A 16,608-nucleotide genomic window follows, 5' to 3' on the forward strand; every position below is an offset into this window, starting at 1 on the left:
TTATTTTGCGATTTGACGGCGACTATTTACGCCTAACAATAAGAATCTGCTAAATTTTGCAACTTATGTCACTGCCCATTTGCCGATGGCTCATGCTATTCTAGGCAAAATATTGATCTGTATGCCAAGTTAAAACCCAAACAACATGAAGATACGCGCTTTAGGGCGTTTGGGGATAAAGGCACCTTTAACAACACGAATAGGTTAATTACCCATGGTCATTTATTCTGCCTCAGCCATGTTTTTTTATTGCATCGCATTGGTATTAGTGACAAGCCGGCTGTTCCATCCTGAAGGTCCTAATCGTAAAGCCGTTGCAGGTATTGCAGCGATTGCGGTGATTCTGCACGCTGCTGCCCTCTCACAGGCGATATTTACGACCGATGGACAAAATTTTAGCCTCACTAATGTGATCTCGTTAGTGAACTGGATCATCGCCTTCACCTTTACGGTGATGATGTTTAGGCTAAAAGTGATTGTGGTTGTGCCCGTGGTCTATGCCTGCTCGGTATTATCGGTGGCATTGTTATGGTTACTCCCACCTAAATTTATCACCCACTTTGAACTGTATCCTGAAGTCTTAGCCCACGTTGTGCTATCACTCATGGCTTACAGTGCGTTAATGATTGCCGCGTTATACGCTATCCAACTGGCGATGATCCAAAACAAGCTCAAAAAGAAACAATTGATGTTAAGCCCTAGCATTCCGCCGCTGATGACAGTGGAAAAACAGCTGTATCATCTGGTGATTATTGGGGTCATTTTGCTGAGCTTATCCCTCGCCACAGGCTTTATCTTCCTCGACGATATGTTTGCCGATGGCAAAGGCCATAAGGCGATTTTGTCAATTATCGCTTGGTTCGTGTATATCGCTATGCTGTGGCAGCAGTATTGGGTTGGCTGTAAGATTCGCACCGCAGTTATTTACACCTTAACGGGCGCAACCTTGTTATCCTTAGCTTATTTTGGTGCCCGCATTGTCAAAGAGTTAATTCTTAGTTAATAATTTCAAGTCAGCTTAGGTGCTTACTCCCTAAGCTGACTTGACACTCCGTTTATTTCTCGGTATCAACTTAAACACTTTGGCCTAATTTGGAGCCTATTTTTGGACGCTATATCGACAAGCGCACTCCTCATCTTCTTAATGGTGCTTATCCTTTTTTCTGCCTACTTTTCAGCTTCTGAAACCGCCATGATGACCCTTAATCGCTATCGATTAAGGCATCTCGCCTCAAATGGCCATAAAGGTGCCATTCGTGCCCTTAAATTGTTAGAACGCCCAGACCGCTTAATTGGCTTGATTTTGATTGGCAATAACCTAGTCAATATCCTCGCTGCGTCCATCGCCACGATTATTGGTATGCGCCTTTGGGGCGATTTAGGCGTCGCCATTGCATCAGGTGTGCTTACATTAGTCGTGCTCGTCTTTGGCGAGGTCACGCCTAAAACCGTTGCGGCATTAAATCCAGAACGTATTGCTTTCCCATCAAGCTATATACTTATTGCGCTATCAAAAATATTTGCCTATGCCGTCACCAGCGTCAATTTCATCACCACGGGAATACTGCGTTTAGTTGGCATAAAATCTATCAGCAGCAGTGATGCGTTAAGCAAGGAAGAACTTCGCACAGTCGTTCATGAAGCTGGCGCCTTGATCCCCCAACGCCACCAAGAAATGTTGTTATCGATCCTAGACTTAGAAAAAGTCACTGTTGAAGATATCATGGTGCCACGCTCTGATATCTATGCAATTAACGTCAATGATGACTTTAAGTATATCAATCGCCAAGTGATCCAAAGCCCCCATACTCGCGTGTTGGTTTACCGCGATACCATTGATGATGCAGTCGGCTTTATTCATCTGCGTGATGCGCTGCGTTTGCAATCAAAAGAGCAGTTCAGTAAATCCTCATTGCTGCGCGCCGTCAAAGAACTCTACTTTATTCCTGAGGGCACACCACTCAATGTGCAATTGGCCAATTTTCAGCACAACAAAGAGCGTATTGGCCTCGTCGTGGATGAATATGGCGATATTCAAGGACTGGTAACACTCGAAGATATCCTCGAAGAAATTGTCGGCGACTTCACCACCTCAATGTTACCAACCGCGAGTGAAGAGATTAACCAACAACAGGATGGGAGTTATTTGATTGATGCCAGTATCACCATCCGCGATTTGAACAAAGAAATGAAATGGGATTTCCCAACCGATGGTCCTAAAACCCTCAATGGCCTGATTTTAGAGTATTTGGAGGACATCCCCTGCGAAAACACGAGCCTACGCCTTGCCGGCTACCCGCTAGAAGTCATTGAAGTCGCTGACAATATGGTCAAAACAGTGCGTATAATCCCACAGCATTATCAACCACCCCGCTAACTTTACTACACATAAAAAATAGGCCGAATCCAAATGGAATTCAGCCGATTACCTTCTCCCCCAAGAGATTATTTAACGTTTTGCGTCTTCAGCCGCGCTTCGAGTGCACGGCGCTTCTCAATCGCAATAGGTGTAATTTGGGCATCTAAATCTTTTTCTAGCCCCAGGATAAAATACACTTCGGCCATTAAGAAAAACGGACCAATTAACAGTTGGTTTAAATCGTCAATAAAGGCAGGCTTTGCCTTCTCGTATTGATGGCCAATCAGCTGAAAAACCCAACCAACAATAAATACCGATATGGCTAACCAAAATGCATTGGGAGAGGAGGCCACTAACTCTGTTGAATACACGAGGGGAGTGATAAACAGGGCCAGACCAACCGCTAACTTTGCATGCAAACGAAAATAATAAACCAGCACGCCAGCCCCTAAAATCACACCTAAACTCACATCGCCAGCACTACCAAGTGGAATACGGATAGTCGCTAATAATAGGAAAGCCGACCATATAATTAATGGGATGCCAATAAAATGAGTTCGAATATTGCTCGGATTTAAATGCACACTTTTATAGGTTGATAACTGCTCTACGGCGGATTTCATCTTGGGCTCCTTTTACTCAGTCCCTGCAAATTTGCGCCTAACATGACGCTTAGCGCATAAACTAGCCCAAAAAAAGTCGACTGAACAGCAAAAGTAATGAAAATGTTGCATTCAAATACAAGATAGCAAAAAGGGAGCATTACGCTCCCTTCATCATCAAAGATAAACGATTAACGCGATTCAAGGATCACCGTAGCGATGGCATAGGATTTTTCATCTGCGATTGAAATGTGCCCAACGACACCATTGAGCAAAGCTAAACGCTGCAGCGCACCTTCCGTAAAATCAATTGTCGGCGCACCATCAATCGTATTGCCAATGTGGATATGCTGAAAAGATACCCCACGACCAATGCCCGTACCTAACGCTTTGGCTGCGGCCTCTTTTGCAGCAAAGCGTTTGGCCAAATAGCGACTGGGTTGGCTATGTTGTTGATAGATTTCAAACTCAGCCTCTGTCAATACGCGTTTGGCTAACTTATCGCCAGAACGGACCACATGAGCCGTGATACGCTCGATTTCAACAATATCTGTACCCAGTCCCACGATCGCCATTATTCGCCTCGACGACCTTCTAACATCAGCGCTTTCATATCTTTAACCGCTGTTGCAAGGCCATCAATCGCGGCTCGGGCCACAATGGCATGGCCAATATTGAGTTCATAGAGCTCAGGGATCGCCGCAATCGGCTTCACATTGTGATAATGCAGTCCATGACCGGCGTTAACAATCAGGCCCTTGCCGTGGGCATATTTTGCCATTTCACGAATACGTTCAAGCTCTTTAGCTTCTTCATCTGCCGTTTTGGCATCGGCATAGCAACCCGTATGGATTTCGATAAGCGGTGCGCCAGAGGCGACTGCGGCATCGATTTGGGTTTTATCGGCATCGATAAACAGTGAGACTTGAATACCATTGGCGGCTAAACGGCTAACAGCGGCAGTGATTTTATCTAATTGACCAGCCACATCTAAGCCGCCTTCTGTGGTCACTTCTTGGCGCTTTTCAGGCACTAAGCAAACGTAGGTCGGTTTCACTTCGCAGGCGATATCGAGCATTTCTTCAGTCACTGCACACTCAAAGTTCATCCGCGTTTTTAAAGTTTTTGCCAACAAATAGACATCGCGGTCAATGATATGACGTCTATCTTCCCGCAAATGAATGGTGATACCGTCGGCGCCTGCATGCTCAGCAACGGCCGCAGCATGGACAGGATCTGGATAACTGGTTCCGCGAGCCTGACGTAGGGTCGCAATATGATCGATATTTACACCCAATAAGATACGGCTCATCGGGAACTCCTTTATTTTTGGTAAGGCTAAAATGATATCGCGCCCTATTGTACTGGGGCAGACACTAAAAAACAGGAGCTAGGGCTAATTATTCCCATCTACCTTTAAAGCTGCAGCCTGAATAAACAATTGTCTACTCACCAATGGCTTATTACCGAGCAGAGGTTGCAACATCGAACGCATCAAACGCTTAGCCTCTACAAACTGCTCTTGTAACAATTGATTATCGTTAAGCGCCATCAACATAGCCCCTTGATAGGTATGCTTTGCCCTGCTGTTCAACACAAATTGAAACCCAAGTTCTGGCACGAGTTGATAATAATGCTCAGGGATAAGCGGCTCCCCTTGGGTATCACGGATAAGGGATGGCATAGCACCTAATTCACGCAGCAATGCTAATTCAAGATAACGCAGTTTCGACTCACAAAATTGTGCCGCCAGCCCCACTAAAGCTTGATGATAGATAAAGAATAATGCCTCAGCATTATGCTGAACTGACAAGGTGCGCATCAGCAACTCATTAATATACATGCCCGCATACAGGCTATAACCCGATAAAGGCACGGCAGGTGCCGCCGCTTCAATTTGGTTGATGTTTTTGAGTTCAGACTTGCCACTAAATTCAAAAATCAGCGGCTGAAAAGGTTGAAGGATACTTTTGATGGAGCGTTTACCGCTCCCGACCCGCGCCACTGCATCGACACGGCCAATACCGTCGACCAAGAGATTCACCAGCGCGCTAGACTCCCGGTAAGGGCGATGATGCAAAACATAACCCCGTTTCATCGGTCAGCGCGCTCGTTCATGATTAGGCTTGGCCTATCGCTCTATGAGTGACAATTAATCGTCACCATAACCTAGGCTTCGTAGGGCTCGTTCATCATCGGCCCAACCGGATTTGACCTTCACCCACACTTCGAGGAACACTTTGTTATCAAACAAGGTTTCCATATCGAGGCGAGCTTGAGTCGCAATGGTACGAATACGCTCACCTTTGCTACCAATCACCATCCGCTTTTGGCCTTCACGCTCAACGAGGATCAGGGCGTTAATTTGGTAAACGCCATTTTCCATCATCTTAAATTGCTCGATTTCAACCGTGGCATCGTAAGGCAATTCATCGCCTAAAAATCGCATCAGTTTCTCACGCACAATTTCAGAGGCCATAAAACGCTGTGAACGGTCGGTGACATAGTCTTCAGGAAAGAAGAAAGGATTCTCCGGCAGCGACTCTGCCGCCATCTCTAAAATGCGCTTAACATTAGTCCCCTTACTGGCTGAAATCGGCAGGATTTCATCGAAGGGATACTTCTTGGCAACCTCTTCCAAATAAGGGAAAAGCGCTTCTTTATCTTTGATATTGTCGACCTTATTGATGGCTAAAACGGTTTTACGCTCTTCACCGCCGCGGCGAAGTTTGCTTAGCACCATCTCATCATCGGCGGTCCACGTCATACCATCGACTACAAAAATCACCATAGACACATCGGCTAAAGAGCTTGCCGCGGCACGGTTCATTAACCGGTTAATCGCACGCTGCTCTTCGATGTGTAGGCCCGGTGTATCGATAAACACGATTTGACGTGGGCCATCGGTATGAATGCCCATGATGCGATGACGCGTCGTTTGCGGCTTTTTCGAGGTAATACTGATCTTTTGCCCGAGCAAACGGTTAAGCAATGTCGATTTACCCACGTTGGGGCGGCCAATAATGGCCACCATGCCACAGTAGGTTACATCATAGTGCACTGACGGCGCCGCAGCGCTCGCAGCATTCATCCTTGCCAGTAATTCATCTAAGCTCGGCTCATTGCTCGCATTGGCGGCATCGACTGCTGGCAAGTCTGTTTTTTTGGTCATTTCTTTAGTAACTCCAATACTTGAGCGGCGGCAATTTGCTCGGCTTTGCGGCGCGAACTCGCGACACCTATCACACTTTGGCTCAAGTCATCTATACGACATTCAACGGTGAATGTTTGATCGTGGGCATCGCCTTCTATATTGATTACTTGGTAATCGGGTAGCGGCTTCTTTAACCCTTGTAAATATTCTTGCAGTAAGGTTTTAGCGTCTTTTTGATTCACGCCGGGTTGGATCTCAGCCAAACGCTCGGCGTACCAATTAAGCAACAACTTACGGCACACTTCGAGGTCGGAATCTAAGTAAATTGCTCCGATAATCGCCTCGACCGCATCGGCCAGAATCGACTCGCGCCTAAAACCACCACTCTTTAACTCGCCAGGGCCTAAAAATAAATAATCCCCGAGTTTAAAGGCTTGAGCAATCAAGGTGAGCGTATCACCGCGTACTAAGGTGGCGCGCATCCGGCTCAAATCGCCCTCAGTCGCCTTAGGAAACTGATGATATAAGGCGTCTGAGATCACAATCGATAAAATTGAATCGCCTAAAAACTCTAAACGTTCATTGTGCTTATTTGCCGCACTTCTATGGGTCAACGCTTGGGTGAGAAGGTCAAGATTCTTGAACTCATAGCCCAACGTACGACACAACCGCGGCAAATTTTTAATCGGTTCCATACTAGTGAATTCCACCTACACGTTCAAAACGGACACCGCTCGGTAGCCAAGTAGGGAGAAAGTCGGCTTTAGTACGGTCAAACTCAAAACTGATCCAGATAGCAACCGCTTTACCGACAAGATTTTCTTCAGGCACAAAACCCCAGAAACGGCTGTCAGTACTGTTATCACGGTTGTCGCCCATTGCAAAGTAATGACCTTCAGGAACAAGGAATTCACCCGCGGGTAAATCACCATCACGCTTGAAGTAACCCAGCATATCCGGACGACTTGGGTTGATTAAAATATCGTGAGCCACTTCACCGAGCTGTTCTTTATAGCGAAGTAAAGGCACACCATCTTGGCTGAAATCACCACGACTCACTTCAGTGCGCGCCACGAGTTCTGGCTCTGGGCACTGGGTTTGATCTGCGCCACAGGCTTTCTGGATCATTAACTGCTTGTTGCGGTAGATAATCCTATCACCCGGTAAGCCCACCACACGCTTGATATAGTCAATCTGAGGATTCTCAGGGTATTTAAAGACAATCACATCACCCCGTTTTGGCTCGCCCGTTTCAATCAGTTTAGTGCGCCAAACGGGATCTTTTAGACCATAACTAAACTTTTCCACCAAAATAAAATCGCCCACTAACAGGGTTGGCATCATAGAACCCGACGGGATTTGGAATGGTTCATAAATAAACGAGCGTAGGATGAGCACAAAGGCAATCACCGGAAAGATGGAGTGCGCAGTCTCAACCACGGTAGACTCGCGAATAATATTATATTCGGCTTCCTCAGTTAAATTGGCCTGAGAAGCCTTTGCCAAGGCTAATCTTTCGCGGCGTTTGGGCGCAAATACCAGCACATCGATTAACCAGATCAGCCCTGAAATCAGGGTGACTAGCACTAAAATAATGGAAAAATAGGCTGCCATTGCTTATTGAACTCCTGCCTTGAAATGTAAAGATCCAAACTTAGCGAATATTGTGTTTCGACACGCGAACTTTAGTTAACTTACCGTATTTCTTAAAAAACACCACAAAACATACGATAAGCTAAATAAAGCGCCGCAAACTGCGGCGCAATAGTAGCTAAATTGTATTTATCGAGTGTTACTCGTTTAGCTTAAGTACCGCTAAGAATGCCTCCTGTGGCACCTCAACGTTACCGACTTGTTTCATCCGTTTCTTACCCTCTTTTTGTTTATTTAAGAGTTTCTTCTTACGAGAAACGTCACCACCATAACACTTAGCCGTTACGTCTTTACGTAACGCTTTTACGGTAGAACGGGCAATAATCTGACTACCGACCGCAGCTTGAATCGCGATATCAAACATCTGCCGCGGAATAAGCTCTTTCATCTTCTCAACCAGTGCTAAACCACGATGACGAATATTCGAACGGTGTATAATCATCGCCAGCGCATCCACTCGGTCGCCGTTGATCAGAATATCTAAACGCACCATGTCCGCAGGATCGAAGCGAATAAAGTTGTACTCTAATGACGCATAACCACGGCTCGTTGATTTTAAGCGGTCAAAAAAGTCCATTACCACTTCCGCCATTGGCAGATGGTAAGTCACGGCCACTTGGTTACCATGGTAAACCATGTTCACTTGAGTACCGCGTTTTTCAATACACAGGGTAATCACGTTACCTAAGTATTCTTTGGGTACTAAAATGTTGGCTTCAACAATCGGCTCACGCATTTCTTCGATGTTGTTAATTGCAGGTAAATCTGCAGGGTTATCAACATAGATGGTTTCGCCACTCGTCATTAGCACTTCATAGACTACGGTAGGTGCGGTCGTGATCAGGTCAAGATCATATTCGCGCTCTAACCGTTCTTGAATGATTTCCATGTGGAGCAGGCCTAAATAGCCAATACGGAAACCAAAGCCTAACGCAGATGAACTTTCAGGTTCAAAGAACAATGAGGCATCGTTCAGGCTGAGTTTGTTCAGTGCATCACGGAAGTTTTCATATTCATCGGTAGAAATCGGGAACACACCGGCATAAACCTGTGGCTTCACTTTTTTAAAGCCGGGTAATGGCTTATCGGCACCATTTTTAGCCAATGTTAAAGTATCACCGACTGGCGCACCGTGAATTTCTTTAATCCCTGCGATAACAAAACCAACTTCACCGGTTTTCAGCTCGGTTTTATCGGTTTGTTTTGGCGTGAAAATACCGACACGATCCGCAGTGTGGTTTTGTCCAGTAGACATCACCTTGAACTTATCGCCTTTCTTCAGCACACCGTGTTTAATACGCACTAAAGAAACAACGCCTAAGTAACTGTCAAACCAAGAGTCAATAATAAGGGCTTGCAGCGGCGCATCTGGGTTGCCTTCTGGCGGCGGAATTTGCTCGACGATGACTTCTAATACATCATCAATACCCACACCGGTTTTTGCAGAACAACGCACAGCGTTCATCGCATCGATACCAACGATGTCTTCGATCTCGGCGGCAACGCGCTCAGGATCAGCCTGAGGTAAGTCGATTTTGTTCAGAATGGGCACGACGTCTAGATTCATATCCAGCGCGGTGTAACAGTTCGCCAACGTCTGAGCTTCAACGCCTTGGCCAGCATCAACCACGAGCAGAGCCCCCTCACAGGCGGCTAATGAACGAGATACTTCATAGGAAAAGTCAACGTGACCAGGGGTGTCAATAAAGTTGAGTTGGTACGTTTCGCCATTTTTGGCTTTATATTCCAACGTAACGCTCTGCGCCTTAATGGTGATACCGCGTTCACGCTCTAGATCCATAGAATCAAGAACTTGGGCATCCATTTCACGGTCGCTTAAACCGCCACAAACCTGAATAAGACGATCTGACAGCGTCGATTTACCATGGTCGATATGGGCAATAATTGAGAAGTTTCTAATGTGTTTCATTATGCTGCTATGACTAATACTGAAAAATGGATACGGTTCAAAGGTGGGAAATTGTACCTGATTGCGGATTCAATACCAATCAGATTCACTCATAGTTCTCTTTATGTCGAAAAATGCAGCCCACCGAGAGAGTTTACTGTTTGGATGAGATAGATAACAAGATGAAATTAAACGGGTAATTTATCTAAACTGATCCCTGCACCTAAATAAGCCAAAATGACAGGTTGCGAATCTACTTCAAGCTGTTTTGCCTTACGTTTTCCAATCAACCACGCAGTGATAGCACCTAAAGTTGCGAACCCTATCGCACTGAGATCAGCATTGATTTGAAATAGACCTGCAAAAAACTGCCCTGATAAGGCGCCACAAAATAAGCCAAGCAGGGGCATCAAATAAACCAACGCCGCCGCTTTGAGGAGCACACTCTCAGGTAGTCCCAATTTCAGCAGTTCACCAACCTCGCAGGTACGTTCAGTCTGAATGGAGAATTGTTGTGTCTTTGCCGAAAAGGCCTGGGCAACCGCCGACGTACCGCAAGACTCGCTACTGCTGCAGCTTTTACAGGTACTTTTAAGCTCTACCTCAACGGTGAGCCAACCTTGATTATCGCAGGCGACAACCCGCGCCACTTCTTCCATCATAATAAGAGGCCTTATTCTAACATCAGACTTTTCGCGATACGGGCCAAGGTTTCTGTCGGCACTTTACCCACAGCCACCACTTCAGCATTACCCACTTTTTCAGACACCAAAGACAAGCCATTACGAGTAATTAACTCTTCGGGTAATGGCGTAGAGCCAGCCCGTGCGACATAGACGGAAATATTGGCTAAACCGTCTGTTAACGCAATATATTCAACCGCCTCGTGACTGCCAATTAAACGGTGGTGGTCACGCACCACCACACTAAATCCAGCTGGTAACCAAGAAAACTGCCAATTTTGTCCATCTTGGCGCTCAGCCTGATCAATAACCGCTGGCCATTCTTGCTTATAGGCTTCCTGCAGAATCGATGGCGGCTCCTTTAACTCTATAAGCTCAATCACCATCAGCTGTTCAAGTAATTGTTTATCTTGAGTCAACATGTCATATCTGAGTGGCAGATAAGTGTCCATATCCAGCCAAATTTGAAAACCATATCGGTATTCGTCATTAGGCAATAAACGAATCATTTGCCCAGGGCGCCCTGCAATACGAGTGCGGCCTCCCATCACAAATTGATAGCCGACTTCCAAATCACTCATTTGGGATGAGAAAGCTGCTGGCCATACACCCTGAATATGGTTTGAGAGGATACTGTAAGCGGGTTGATCGTGTTCAATAAAGGTGACTCGATTACCCACTCTGACCGCATTTTTTGGTGGGCCATTGAGGTACTCAAGAAACGCAACTTCTTGATTATTCACCTTACCGTGAAGATAAACCAAAGGCCGAATGTGATCGGCCTGAAGTTGTATAATCGATGCTTTGAACTCTTTCTCTTTTAAAGCTTGGCTCATTTTCTCAAGCCAGACTTTTGCAGGCATATCTTCCTGCGCCACTGCAGGAAATACCAAGGCCAATAAAGCCAACAGGATTAGACGCAAGCTAACTCCTTACTACTGATTGACAGGAACGGGAATAACCTCGCTATTGTCTTCTACAACGGCCCCCGTATTCAATCGTTGTTGTAACATATGATCCTGAATATACGTATTAATTCTACGACGTTGCTCATTCATTTGATCATTGGTGTAGCTCTGATTTTGTTGCACAGGCCCCGTCTGTAAGCTTACTGGGGAAGCACTACCGACTAAAGGACGAGTGATTAGCACAGGCGATGGCGACGTTGCATCATCGGCAGTTTGATTGAAGTTTTGCACACCGACAATGGCAAACATTGCCACGGTTGCAGCAATCGCATACTGACCAAACTGCTTAAATAGCGGCACGACTCGGCTACCCCGCCCATTAACAGCAATTTGCCCCGGAGCGACAGGAGTATTGACTTCAGGTGCTGAGACTTGAGGCGAGACAATGGCAGGCTCAAGATCAATTGCTGCAGCAATACTAGCACTAAGGTCGAATGCCATAGTCTGGGGTAATTCCCCCCGCATGGCATCACCTATCAAATGATAGTTGCGCCATTTATTATGTGAATGCGTATCGGCAGCAAGCTCTGCCATCGTCTGCACATCTGTCTCTCCATCGACAGCGGCTGATACCCATTCTTGACCTAATTTATCCATTGTTCACCTGTCTAAATTTAAGGGTTTTCTTAAAATAGGAATTTACTCTTCCAGCAAAGGCTGGAGCTTTTTATCGATTGCTTCACGGGCACGAAAGATACGAGATCTTACCGTTCCTACAGGGCAATCCATGATGATGGCAATATCTTCGTAACTCATCCCATCAAGTTCACGCAATGAAATCGCCATACGTAATTCTTCAGGCAATGTTTCTAATGTTTCGAAAACCACTTTTTTGATTTCGTCCGATAACATTAGTCGCTCTGGGGAGGCAAACTCCTTTAGCGCATCACTGCCTTCGTAATATTCGGCATCCTCAGCATCCACATCATTTGCAGGAGCTCTACGCCCCTGAGACACGAGGTAATTCTTTGCCGTATTAACGGCTATGCGGTACAACCAGGTATAAAACGCACTTTCTCCGCGAAAGTTTGGCAAAGCTCGATAAGCTTTGATAAACGCTTCCTGTGCAACATCAGTAACATCTGCTTGGTTACGCACATAGCGTGAAATCAAGCTAATCACTTTACTCTGATATTTAAGCACTAACAGGTTAAAAGCGTTTTTATCACCCCGTTGTACGCGCTCAACTAATTGTTGATCACTTATTTGTCCACTCATCCGAGCCGACTTCTCCCAAATCTAAAATGCTGATTTCTCAGTCGCTCGAATCATATTCACTTATGTAGACTCGCGTGCTTTGAAAAAGTTCTAAAAATTATACAAAAAAAGTAAGGTTAAAAGGAAAGTACCCATAATTCGTCAGTTGGTTTACCATAGATGGTACTCTCAGTCATAGCATGATACCCGATGAAACAAGTAGTTGAACACCAATCTGACATATTAGTCATAGGTAGCGGTGCCGCAGGTCTGACACTAGCTTTGCATCTTGCTGAAAAAGCAAACGTAATTCTGCTCTCAAAAGGCCCACTCTGTGAAGGGTCAACATACTACGCCCAAGGCGGTATCGCCTCTGTCTTCGACGAAAGTGACACGATTGAATCCCACGTGGCCGATACATTAGTCGCTGGTGCAGGTTTGTGCGATAAAGACGTAGTGACTTTTACCGCCGAAAATGCCAAGAGTGCAATGCAGTGGCTTATCGAATGTGGGGTCGCCTTCGATAAAGAAGAAGCCGCAGGCAATAATCCCAAAGACGCGCCTTATCATCTTACGCGCGAAGGCGGCCATAGCCATAGACGCATTCTGCATGCTGCGGATGCGACAGGCAAAGAAGTACAGACTACGCTACAAGAACGTGCCCTCGCCCACCCTAATATTCAAGTTTTAGAGCGCTATAACGCCATCGACCTTATCACCACTCGCAAATTAAACCGCCCCGGCAATCGCGTTTTAGGTGCCTATGTGTGGAACCGTAATGCTGAGCAAGTGGAAACGATCAAGGCTAAATTTGTCGCCTTAGCCACGGGTGGTAGCTCCAAGGTTTACCAGTATACATCCAATCCCGATGTCGCTAGCGGTGATGGTATTGCGATGGCTTGGCGTGCAGGGTGCCGCGTTGCCAATATGGAATTCAATCAATTTCATCCAACCTGTCTTTACCATGCCGACGCGCGCAATTTCCTGCTAACCGAAGCATTGCGCGGTGAAGGTGCTTATTTACGCCGCCCTGATGGCAGCCGCTTTATGCCAGACTTTGATGAACGAGCTGAGTTAGCACCTCGAGACATCGTTGCCCGCGCCATCGACTATGAGATGAAACGTCTCGGTGCAGATTGTGTGTATCTGGATATCAGCCATAAAGATGCTGACTTTGTGATGAAGCATTTCCCGACCATTTACAGTCGCTGCTTAGAACTCGGTATCGATATTACTAAGGACGCCATTCCAGTGGTTCCCGCTGCCCACTATACCTGCGGTGGCGTCATGACTGACCTGCATGGTCAAACCGATCTCAATGGTCTCTATGCCATTGGTGAAGTTGCTTATACTGGCTTACATGGCGCCAATCGCCTTGCCAGTAACTCACTACTTGAGTGTCTCGTGTTTGCCCGTGCAGCCTCTGAAGATATTGAGAGCCAACTACACAAGATCCCATTACCTGGGCACATTCCGGCGTGGGACGAGAGTAAAGTCTCCAACTCGGATGAAGAAGTGGTTATTGCCCACAATTGGCACGAACTGCGCCTGTTTATGTGGGACTATGTGGGCATCGTTCGCTCGGATAAGCGTTTGGAGCGCGCGCTACGCCGCTGCTTGATGTTACAGCAAGAAATCCAAGAGTATTACAGCAACTTCAGAGTCAGTAATAATCTGCTTGAACTGCGTAACTTAGTGCAAGTGGCGGAACTGATTATCCGCTGCGCGATGGATCGAAAAGAAAGCCGTGGCCTGCACTACAATATTGATCATCCTGAAAAGTTAGATTCACCGCTACCGACCATTTTGCAACCAGAAAAATAAGCTTGTCGTTTAACTTAAGCAGGTGACGCGGGCTAAATCTTATCCCAGATTTAGCCCGCTTTGCTTTGATGAGGGCAAGTTTTCAAACCCGAGCACTCCGATTAGGAATTAGCGATTAGGGATTAGCGTTTGGACTCGATAGTTTATTTTTCGCTTTGAATAATAGACGGCACAGATGACGATAGTCATCATCGCTAAACATGTCAGCCCACAGGGGTAAAAGATGCAACTTATCGCCAGACTCATAGTAAACAAGGCAGATAAAAGGCGTTATCCAAGTTCGCGATAATACGCGAAAATCCTCGCCAGTAGATAACCGCCCATCCCCTTTGCCATTAAGTTCAAAACGGCAAGACCATGTCCTCAGCCGCCATAGCTGATAACTCAAAAAGCTCACCATCAATAGGGAAAATACCAACTGAAGCCCAAACCATAATGGGTGTTCAGACTGTGGCCAAATAAGTAAAGAACTACCGCAAACACAAACAAAAACGACCAACGACAATCGTTGGTCGAAGGAGGCTTTTACACTAAAACTATGGCGCCGCTCGTCCACGGACTTGTACTACCATACGGGCAAGCTCTGGATCTGGACATACTTCATGGCCCATAAACCATGCAAATAATTCAGGATCTTCACACTCGAGCAAACGAATAAACAAGGCTTTATCTTCATCTGACAAGTCCTGATAAACGTTTTCAACGAAAGGCTGGAACAACACGTCCAATTCGAGCATTCCGCGGCGACATGCCCAGCGGACCCGAGCAATATTCATTAACTCCAAGTTAATTTCTCCCAAAACAAAATTCGCCATAGTCTACCAGTTCAGTCAGTTGAGTGTCGATGCAAGTAGCGTGGAAACTAGGTTTAACACTGCTGTACTTGGGTATCTAATCCAGCAAATAAATCACTAAAATCAGTTTCTAACAGGCGCTTAACCGCTGGATGCTGGATCATCCGCTCGGCAAACATCACATGGTATTCTTCTTTCACATCGAGCGTTTCACCGAGTAAATGCATGCCGTGGGAAACCACTTCTTGCGGATAAACCGAAGGCGTTACAAAGATCCCACGTTTAAGGTAGCCAAAAGCCTTCATCATGGCCGCATCATCAAACTCGCCTAAAATACTCACGTTGAGATTTTGCTCATCAAACCAACGATACAATTGTTGCCCAAGCGATGTTCTTCGACCGGGGATCAACAGCGGTCCTTGCTCTAAACAGGCGGGAAAATCGGCGCTGTAGGTTTCGGCAGAAAAAAAGCTCACACCACATTCACCCAGTTTTTTCGATAAAATCTCGGGATATTTAAGCGACTCACCCGCACAATCGGAGAGGATCATATCCAGTTTATGCTCGCGTAAACGGGACATTAAGCTTTCGTGAGTCGCTTCATAACAGGCAAGGTGCATTGAACCATCATTAGGCACAACCGAGAGCAACACTCGGCTTGATAATGCTTTCGATAACGCATCGGCAATTCCGACCTCAAATAGAATGGCATCATCTTTTTGATAGTTAAGTAAATCAAGCATCTCATAGCTTAAGGAAAACATCCTGTCGGCATAGCGAAAGACGAGCTCTCCAAGCTCTGTGGCCTCAAGGTTACGTCCAACACGTTTAAATAAACTGCCGTTTAGCCTATCTTCTAAGGCACGAATTTGACCGGTAATGGTTTGTGGAGTCAAATAAAGGGCTTCTGCCGCCTTAGCCACAGAGCCCTTCTTCTTGATCATCCAAAAGTAGTAGAGATGATTGTAATTGAGATGCAGCATCGCCAAAGAGCTTCCTATTAGGGATGCCACAGCCATTGATGCTGTGGCAAATCGGGTAGCAATGACTCAGCTTAACAATAATGAGTCAATACTTCTATTTTAAACGCTGGCAATCCAACAAGTTAACCACAATTCCTTGAAGCTGCTCTAAATCTGCGGCAGTGCCAGTGCTAACCGCTTCCGTTACCCCTGAAACGAGACTGTCACGGTCAGGAATACGACTAGCACAATAAGTACGGTTTGCCTCTTGGAAACGTTTACCACCGCGGTACTTTAATGCCCGAGACTCATAGCCATTGGTTTCAAGCCTTGCGCCTAATGCTTCAGGTTTAAACATCAATGCCCCATCAACGATTCCCTCAAGGTAGCTTTGACAGGTTTGTGATGCGACATCCTTGTTACAGGCATCGATTTGCGTCGCCATGGCGCTTGAAGATAATGTAAACAGTGCTGCAATTCCTACCAATTTCATATTTATCATA

General features: G+C 46.0%; 19 protein-coding genes. 3 read left to right on the plus strand and 16 right to left on the minus strand.

What is annotated here, in order from left to right; all coding sequences use genetic code 11:
* The first annotated feature begins 214 nt into the window (after window positions 1-214).
* Window positions 215-1,003: a cytochrome C assembly family protein gene (locus H9J30_RS01945; RefSeq protein ID WP_240129449.1), complete on the plus strand. Its 789-nt coding sequence runs from the start codon at window positions 215-217 to the stop codon at window positions 1,001-1,003.
* 102 nt (window positions 1,004-1,105) lie between these two features.
* Window positions 1,106-2,377 carry an HlyC/CorC family transporter gene (locus tag H9J30_RS01950; RefSeq protein WP_240129450.1) on the plus strand — a complete coding sequence of 424 codons (1,272 nt, stop codon included), beginning with the start codon at window positions 1,106-1,108 and terminating at the stop codon, window positions 2,375-2,377.
* Between the two features lie 68 nt (window positions 2,378-2,445).
* On the opposite strand, the gene H9J30_RS01955 is transcribed toward H9J30_RS01950, so the two are convergent.
* The 12 genes from H9J30_RS01955 to rpoE all read right to left on the minus strand — a co-directional run bounded on the left by H9J30_RS01955 (window position 2,446) and on the right by rpoE (window position 12,546).
* Window positions 2,446-2,982, minus strand: coding sequence for an Mpo1 family 2-hydroxy fatty acid dioxygenase (locus tag H9J30_RS01955; protein WP_240129451.1), 537 nt, complete (start codon window positions 2,980-2,982; stop codon window positions 2,446-2,448).
* A 170-nt stretch (window positions 2,983-3,152) separates the two neighbouring features.
* Window positions 3,153-3,536: a holo-ACP synthase gene (gene acpS, locus H9J30_RS01960; protein WP_240129452.1), complete on the minus strand. Its 384-nt coding sequence runs from the start codon at window positions 3,534-3,536 to the stop codon at window positions 3,153-3,155.
* Window positions 3,536-4,273, minus strand: a complete 738-nt coding sequence (gene pdxJ, locus H9J30_RS01965; RefSeq protein WP_240129453.1) for a pyridoxine 5'-phosphate synthase — start codon at window positions 4,271-4,273, stop codon at window positions 3,536-3,538. The genes acpS and pdxJ overlap by 1 nt, the downstream gene beginning before the upstream one ends.
* An 84-nt stretch (window positions 4,274-4,357) precedes the next feature.
* Window positions 4,358-5,059, minus strand: a complete 702-nt coding sequence (gene recO, locus H9J30_RS01970) for a DNA repair protein RecO (RefSeq protein WP_240129454.1) — start codon at window positions 5,057-5,059, stop codon at window positions 4,358-4,360.
* A 54-nt stretch (window positions 5,060-5,113) separates the two neighbouring features.
* Window positions 5,114-6,133, minus strand: a complete 1,020-nt coding sequence (era, locus tag H9J30_RS01975; protein WP_011623597.1) for a GTPase Era — start codon at window positions 6,131-6,133, stop codon at window positions 5,114-5,116.
* Window positions 6,130-6,810 carry a ribonuclease III gene (gene rnc, locus H9J30_RS01980; RefSeq protein WP_047537721.1) on the minus strand — a complete coding sequence of 227 codons (681 nt, stop codon included), beginning with the start codon at window positions 6,808-6,810 and terminating at the stop codon, window positions 6,130-6,132. Before rnc ends, era begins: the two co-directional genes overlap by 4 nt.
* 1 nt (window position 6,811) lies before the next feature.
* Window positions 6,812-7,729, minus strand: a complete 918-nt coding sequence (lepB, locus tag H9J30_RS01985; protein WP_240129455.1) for a signal peptidase I — start codon at window positions 7,727-7,729, stop codon at window positions 6,812-6,814.
* A 178-nt stretch (window positions 7,730-7,907) separates the two neighbouring features.
* Window positions 7,908-9,698, minus strand: a complete 1,791-nt coding sequence (lepA, locus tag H9J30_RS01990) for a translation elongation factor 4 (protein WP_240129456.1) — start codon at window positions 9,696-9,698, stop codon at window positions 7,908-7,910.
* Window positions 9,699-9,865: 167 nt separating this feature from the next.
* Window positions 9,866-10,339 carry a SoxR reducing system RseC family protein gene (locus tag H9J30_RS01995; RefSeq protein ID WP_240129457.1) on the minus strand — a complete coding sequence of 158 codons (474 nt, stop codon included), beginning with the start codon at window positions 10,337-10,339 and terminating at the stop codon, window positions 9,866-9,868.
* A gap of 11 nt (window positions 10,340-10,350) precedes the next feature.
* Window positions 10,351-11,283 (minus strand): MucB/RseB C-terminal domain-containing protein, encoded by a 933-nt coding sequence (locus tag H9J30_RS02000; protein WP_240129458.1) that lies wholly within the window; start codon window positions 11,281-11,283, stop codon window positions 10,351-10,353.
* A gap of 12 nt (window positions 11,284-11,295) precedes the next feature.
* Window positions 11,296-11,925, minus strand: coding sequence for a sigma-E factor negative regulatory protein (locus H9J30_RS02005; RefSeq protein WP_240129459.1), 630 nt, complete (start codon window positions 11,923-11,925; stop codon window positions 11,296-11,298).
* Window positions 11,926-11,967: 42 nt separating this feature from the next.
* On the minus strand, window positions 11,968-12,546 hold the full coding sequence (rpoE, locus tag H9J30_RS02010) for an RNA polymerase sigma factor RpoE (protein WP_011071551.1): 579 nt from the start codon (window positions 12,544-12,546) through the stop codon (window positions 11,968-11,970).
* Between the two features lie 189 nt (window positions 12,547-12,735).
* Between rpoE and nadB the strand changes: the two genes are divergently transcribed.
* Window positions 12,736-14,349, plus strand: a complete 1,614-nt coding sequence (nadB, locus tag H9J30_RS02015) for an L-aspartate oxidase (protein ID WP_240129460.1) — start codon at window positions 12,736-12,738, stop codon at window positions 14,347-14,349.
* Between the two features lie 115 nt (window positions 14,350-14,464).
* Here nadB and H9J30_RS02020 read toward each other — a convergent pair whose 3' ends face one another.
* From H9J30_RS02020 to H9J30_RS02035, 4 genes are all read right to left on the minus strand, one after another.
* Window positions 14,465-14,905, minus strand: coding sequence for a protein YgfX (locus tag H9J30_RS02020; RefSeq protein ID WP_081990921.1), 441 nt, complete (start codon window positions 14,903-14,905; stop codon window positions 14,465-14,467).
* Window positions 14,886-15,134: an FAD assembly factor SdhE gene (locus H9J30_RS02025; RefSeq protein ID WP_139122633.1), complete on the minus strand. Its 249-nt coding sequence runs from the start codon at window positions 15,132-15,134 to the stop codon at window positions 14,886-14,888. Before H9J30_RS02025 ends, H9J30_RS02020 begins: the two co-directional genes overlap by 20 nt.
* A gap of 83 nt (window positions 15,135-15,217) precedes the next feature.
* Entirely contained in the window at window positions 15,218-16,126 is a 909-nt protein-coding gene (gene nhaR / locus H9J30_RS02030) for a transcriptional activator NhaR (protein ID WP_240129461.1), read from the minus strand.
* 94 nt (window positions 16,127-16,220) lie between these two features.
* Window positions 16,221-16,607, minus strand: a complete 387-nt coding sequence (locus tag H9J30_RS02035) for a hypothetical protein (RefSeq protein ID WP_047537742.1) — start codon at window positions 16,605-16,607, stop codon at window positions 16,221-16,223.
* Window position 16,608 lies beyond the last annotated feature (1 nt).

Origin of the sequence: Shewanella cutis (assembly GCF_022410515.1) — a bacterium.
In the GTDB taxonomy this organism is placed as follows: Bacteria; Pseudomonadota; Gammaproteobacteria; order Enterobacterales; family Shewanellaceae; genus Shewanella; species Shewanella cutis.

What these genes read in the sequence shown, in the direction of transcription:
- H9J30_RS02035 (WP_047537742.1), bottom strand. Translation starts at nt 16,607, where the DNA reads ATGATAAATATGAAATTGGTAGGAATTGCAGCACTGTTTACATTATCT.
- era (WP_011623597.1), bottom strand. Translation starts at nt 6,133, where the DNA reads ATGACCAAAAAAACAGACTTGCCAGCAGTCGATGCCGCCAATGCGAGC.
- nadB (WP_240129460.1), top strand. Translation starts at nt 12,736, where the DNA reads ATGAAACAAGTAGTTGAACACCAATCTGACATATTAGTCATAGGTAGC.
- lepB (WP_240129455.1), bottom strand. Translation starts at nt 7,729, where the DNA reads ATGGCAGCCTATTTTTCCATTATTTTAGTGCTAGTCACCCTGATTTCA.
- nhaR (WP_240129461.1), bottom strand. Translation starts at nt 16,126, where the DNA reads ATGCTGCATCTCAATTACAATCATCTCTACTACTTTTGGATGATCAAG.
- rnc (WP_047537721.1), bottom strand. Translation starts at nt 6,810, where the DNA reads ATGGAACCGATTAAAAATTTGCCGCGGTTGTGTCGTACGTTGGGCTAT.
- H9J30_RS01955 (WP_240129451.1), bottom strand. Translation starts at nt 2,982, where the DNA reads ATGAAATCCGCCGTAGAGCAGTTATCAACCTATAAAAGTGTGCATTTA.
- H9J30_RS01995 (WP_240129457.1), bottom strand. Translation starts at nt 10,339, where the DNA reads ATGATGGAAGAAGTGGCGCGGGTTGTCGCCTGCGATAATCAAGGTTGG.
- acpS (WP_240129452.1), bottom strand. Translation starts at nt 3,536, where the DNA reads ATGGCGATCGTGGGACTGGGTACAGATATTGTTGAAATCGAGCGTATC.
- rpoE (WP_011071551.1), bottom strand. Translation starts at nt 12,546, where the DNA reads ATGAGTGGACAAATAAGTGATCAACAATTAGTTGAGCGCGTACAACGG.
- H9J30_RS02005 (WP_240129459.1), bottom strand. Translation starts at nt 11,925, where the DNA reads ATGGATAAATTAGGTCAAGAATGGGTATCAGCCGCTGTCGATGGAGAG.
- recO (WP_240129454.1), bottom strand. Translation starts at nt 5,059, where the DNA reads ATGAAACGGGGTTATGTTTTGCATCATCGCCCTTACCGGGAGTCTAGC.
- pdxJ (WP_240129453.1), bottom strand. Translation starts at nt 4,273, where the DNA reads ATGAGCCGTATCTTATTGGGTGTAAATATCGATCATATTGCGACCCTA.
- H9J30_RS01945 (WP_240129449.1), top strand. Translation starts at nt 215, where the DNA reads ATGGTCATTTATTCTGCCTCAGCCATGTTTTTTTATTGCATCGCATTG.
- lepA (WP_240129456.1), bottom strand. Translation starts at nt 9,698, where the DNA reads ATGAAACACATTAGAAACTTCTCAATTATTGCCCATATCGACCATGGT.